This window comes from Paenibacillus phytorum (assembly GCF_013141715.1).
GTDB classification, from domain to species: Bacteria; Bacillota; Bacilli; order Paenibacillales; family NBRC-103111; genus Paenibacillus_E; species Paenibacillus_E phytorum.
Map to the genome: position 1 here is coordinate 1 of NZ_WHOA01000158.1, position 4,517 is coordinate 4,517.

At 45.4% G+C, this 4,517-nt stretch carries 3 protein-coding genes; all 3 read left to right on the forward strand.

From position 1 onward, the window contains the following. Positions 1 to 61: 61 nt before the first annotated feature. A complete protein-coding gene (locus GC098_RS23580) occupies positions 62 to 982 on the forward strand; it encodes a multicopper oxidase family protein (protein ID WP_171645665.1) in 921 nt (306 codons plus the stop codon). Between the two features lie 12 nt (positions 983 to 994). Continuing rightward, positions 995 to 2,920, forward strand: coding sequence for a stalk domain-containing protein (locus GC098_RS23585; RefSeq protein ID WP_171645666.1), 1,926 nt, complete (start codon positions 995 to 997; stop codon positions 2,918 to 2,920). A gap of 25 nt (positions 2,921 to 2,945) precedes the next feature. Continuing rightward, positions 2,946 to 4,517, forward strand: a 1,572-nt coding sequence (locus tag GC098_RS23590) for a leucine-rich repeat protein (RefSeq protein WP_171645667.1), incomplete at its 3' end; no start/stop codon positions are given.

Consider the following 4,517-nt stretch of genomic DNA (forward strand, 5'->3'; position numbering starts at 1 on the left):
GAGATCTATTATTCTCCCCCTTATCTTTTGGAATGAGAATTTTTTAAAAGGAGAATCGTAGATGAGGAAAAGGGTCGTTGTTGCACTCTTTCTGTTGTTTATATGTACTGCGGCATTCAAATACAGTACGCTGCAATCCATATTCGCGCACGAAACAAGCGTAAAAAAAATCAATCTGTATGCGACAGATGGATACGTTACGATGCCCGACGGAACCCCAATGTATATTTGGGGATATTCTTTGAAGAATGAAAAAGGAACGGCGGTTTATCCGGCGCCTACCTTGGAAGTTGAGGAAGGAGATCAAGCCGAAATTACGCTGACGAATCTGGGACCCTCTAAGTCGGGGATTCTTCCTGCCGCTCACACCATTCATTTCCATGGGCTAGACACGGATCAGAAGAACGACGGGGTTCCTCACACATCTTCCCCGGTATTAGTGGGACAAAGCTTTACCTATAGCTTTAAAGCCGATCATGCCGGCACCTATTTCTATCACTGTCATGTAGATACCGTTGAGCATTTGCAGATGGGCATGACGGGATCGTTTATCGTGAAGGCGCATATGGGAGCCAAACAGGCGTGGACAGGAGGTCCGTCCTATGACAAAGAAGCGGTGTTTCATATGAACGAGATTGATAGATCTTGGCATGACGCAGTTGAACACAGAAATACGTACGACCGGACATCTTTTATACCGGATTATTGGACAGTGAATAGTGAAATCAAAGCCAAAGGCGAGGGTTCTGAAATACAAGCGCAAGCAGGGGAGACCTTCTTGATTAGACTCATCAATTCCGGTTATGAGAAACGTACATTTGATATGAATGGCCTAACTTTTAAAGTTATTGCGTCGGATGGCAGGCCTTTGCAGCAGGCCGTTGACAAGCAATCCATAACCTTGGCATCGGCAGAACGATACGATGTATTGGTTAAGTTTGATCAAGCAGGCGCTTATCAGGTTGAGGTTGATGGAGAGTAACAATATATTTCTATGGAAACTATGGTGGTGATGAGAGGCATGATTCGTGTCGCAAGGATGAAATGGTTTTTTCTCTTAATCGCAGCGTTCTGTGCGCTGTTTATTGTTGCTTCCGCAAATGCAAATACTGTGGAGGCTCGGAAAGTCCAGTTATATGCTACGGATGGCTATCGTACCTTGGCGGATGGATCGCAGGTTTATATTTGGGGCTACAGTCAGGAAAACAAACCAGGAACCGCGGTATTCCCGGGACCCAAAATTGAAGCGGAGGAAGGAGATATCGTTGAAGTTACCGTGACCAATATTGGCCCTCAAGAAAACGGAGCCGATTTTCAAGTACGTCCTCTCCGTGTCAAGGTTCTTGATGATCAGAGTGGCGATGATCGGATTCTGTCTGTCGGTCAAAGCGACACCCGGCTAATAAACGCGAGTCAAGCCGGTTCCTATTATTATTATTCCTATGATGCCAATCAATATGGACTTCAGATGGGGTTGAATGGACCTTTTGTCGTGAAAGCCAAAAACTCGGCCAAACAAGCATGGACCGGCGGACCGAATTATGACAAGGAATATGTATACCACATTAATGAAGTCGATACAGAATGGCACCAAACTGCGGAAGTTGGAAATGTATACGATTATGCAAAGTTCCACCCCCGCTATTGGACAATCAATGGAAAGTCCTTCCCTGATTTGGAAAACGACCCCTCCGTCATGATCCACGGTAAAGTAGGGGAAAAAATTATGGTCCGTTTAATAAACCCGGGAAGGGATGAACACCCGATGCATCTTCATGGTCATCACTTTCAGGTCATTGCGGAAAATGGAGTGCCGCTGCCGATTCCCGTAGATAAGGATACCGTTAATCTGGACCCGGGGGAAACGAAGGATATTCTGGTTACATTTGATCAGAGCGGTCATTTTCCGTTCCATAGCCATAAAATCGTTGATAATACGAATAACGGAGTTTATCCGGGCGGACTGCATACGATGACGCATATCGAACCGGCTGGAAATACTGGGGAGAAGACGATCACCCTAAAAGTCGGAGAGACACATGCCATCGTAAACGGCGAGCATGTCATGCTCGATGTCGCTCCCTTTCAGTTGAAGGGGGATACCTATGTTCCATTTCAGTTTATCGCCGATAAATTCGGAGGGACATTACAGACGAATGCGAAGGATCGCAAGTATATCTATAAGACGGAAAACTCCGAGTTTCAGTTATGGTTAATACAAAAGCAAGGCATTATGAACGGGCAGCAGGTACAATTGCAGTCACCCATCTTGCAAGTAAAGGGAAAAGTGATGGTTCCATTAAGCGTGATGTCGACCTATTTATGTTCGACAGTTGACATGGATCATTCTTCAGGCGCGGTTACGATAAAGTATCAAACCGGTCATGAGTGCCATATTCCGGATCGCGATCGGACAGCGCCGGTAGTTCAGGCTGCTCCGGCAGGAGGCACCTACAGTTTAACTCAGAACGTGACTTTAAATATTCAAGACGATGACCCGAATGCCGTCATTTATTATACGCTGGATGGTTCTGCACCGACGAAGTCATCTGCTAGATACACAAGTCCAATTCCGATCTCCCAAAATACAATATTGAAATTTATCGGCATAGATACTTCAGGTAATGCCAGTGATGTCCAAACGGAAAGCTATATCATCGAATCTGCTTCCGAAGTAGTGGTAGAAATCATGAATGACCGATTCTCCTCGGCTCAAATTACGGTCAAAAAAGGGACTACGGTTACATGGGTTTTGAATAGCACGATGATGCATACCGTTACTTCATACGATGGGCTATTTGATGGTATGGTCACTCCGAATGGAAATACGAGATTTAGCTATACGTTTAATGAAACAGGTACGTTTAATTACTTCTGTATGGTTCATCCGTTTATGCAGGGAACTGTGATCGTCGAATAACAACGGGGAAGGAGTAGAGGGCGCTTTGAAATGGAAAAGTCTATGTTTCCTGCTAGTTTGTTTATTTTTAATAAAGATAGCCGATGCGGCCTCCGCGAATGAAGGGAAGGTCTCTTTCGCGGATGTTAACCTGGAAGCTGCTGTGCGGGACACATTGAATAAGTCTGCGGGAGATATTACGATTTTGGACATGGAAAGATTAACAAGTATGGATGCGTCCGGCAGAGGGATCAGCGACTTAAGCGGTATTGAATATGCGACTCACTTACAGTCTCTCAATCTAGCGGATAACAGCATTCGTGATGTGACGAAACTGGGGGCATTATCCAGCTTGGAGACTTTGATCCTTAACCAAAATGAAATCGCGGAATGGAACGCGCTCGGCAACCTTGCTTTGTTGAAGTCGCTTTGGCTGACAGGCAATCAAATAACCGAACTGACTGGAATCGAATCCTTGACGCAGCTTGAGAGTTTGTATTTGGCTAATAATCAAATTGGAAGTTTATCCGGATTGGAACATTTGCTTCAACTTAAGGAATTGAACCTGGCTGGTAATCAAATACATGATCTCGTTGCTATACAGACATTGACTCAACTGCAATCTCTCAATATAGAAGAGAATCAGGTTACCAGCATTTCCGGGCTACATGCATTAAACCAACTGGAATGGCTTTCTCTTGCTTTCAACCAGATAAAAGATCTAACGCCTATAGGTGAGTTATCCCAATTACAATACCTCGATGTAAGAGGAGCGGCTATTTCTGCTGAATCGAATCAGGTATTGGAAAAACTGCAAAACCAAGGCGGGATCGTGGAGTATAGCATTAACAATCCACCTCAGTCTACATTGACAGGTTCACAGCAGGTGACCACTGGCCAAACATTCGATATAACGATGGGGTTAAGCAACGTTACGCAAAGTGTTTACCAGATAATGTACGCTCAAGATTTGGCGCTTCACTATGATCCTGCGAAATTGCAGTTCGAATCGGTTGCATCGCTGCAGGACGGATTCCAAGTTATCGATAAAATGGAGTCTGTGCCGGGACAAATCCGGATTGTAGCTGCAAGCGTGAAAGCGAATCAAGCAGATCTTGGCATACCTGCACAAGGCGATCTGCTCTCATTCAAATTTAAAGTTAAATCTACAACTCAGGCGACCAATACGGCAGTTTCTGTAGACGATGTCGTGATTGCCAATGGACAGGGGAAAGAGCTGCAGGTCGGCGGAGCTTCCCGAGAGATACAAATCACTGTAACGAGTACACCTGTAGATAAGTCGCTCTTGAACGTGGCGGTCGCAAGCGCTCAGGCGAAGTACGATACAGCAGTGGAAGGTAATGAGGACGGACTATATGTGATTGGCTCCAAAGCGCAATTGCAGTCGGCTCTCGATGCAGCCAAAGCGAAAGCAAACGATCCGAATGCCACTCAGCAGCAGGTAGATGATGCTAAAGCTGCATTGGAAGCGGCAATTCAAGTGTTCGAATCCATGAGAATAACCGCAGATATTAATGGACAAGGCGGTATCACGATCGGAGACTTGGCTATTGTTGCAGGCGCATACGGTAAACAACAAGATCAGGCGGGCTGGAAT